The sequence below is a fragment of the Pseudoalteromonas sp. SIMBA_162 genome, from assembly GCF_046535955.1.
Classification (GTDB): domain Bacteria; phylum Pseudomonadota; class Gammaproteobacteria; order Enterobacterales; family Alteromonadaceae; genus Pseudoalteromonas; species Pseudoalteromonas marina.
This window is the reverse complement of record NZ_JAWJBQ010000645.1, coordinates 1-260: the sequence shown is the minus strand read 5'-3', so window position 1 is coordinate 260 and position 260 is coordinate 1. Positions and strand designations below refer to the sequence as shown.

At 60.0% G+C, this 260-nt stretch carries 1 protein-coding gene; it reads left to right on the top strand.

The window, feature by feature from the left end; all coding sequences use genetic code 11:
* Window positions 1-139, top strand: a 139-nt coding sequence (locus R0J88_RS21245) for an alanine racemase C-terminal domain-containing protein (protein ID WP_410901063.1), incomplete at its 5' end; no start/stop codon positions are given.
* Window positions 140-260: the final 121 nt, after the last annotated feature.

The window sequence follows — 260 nt, the reverse complement described above, 5'->3', positions numbered from 1 at the left end:
GCAAGCCACCGTCGGCAGCCCGGTCGAATTGTGGGGCAAGCAGGTGCTGGCCAGCGAAGTGGCCGCACACGCGGGCACTATTCCGTACCAGATCTTCTGCAACCTGAAGCGGGTACCGCGGGACTACATCGGCGAATGACACGCTGAAACGCACAGGTTCAGCGGCGGTGTGTTGTAAATACTGAACGCCATTGCCATCATATCGTTCACATCCCCCCCCCCTTCCACCGTTTCAGGAGGCTCCAGCTTTTGACGTCGGC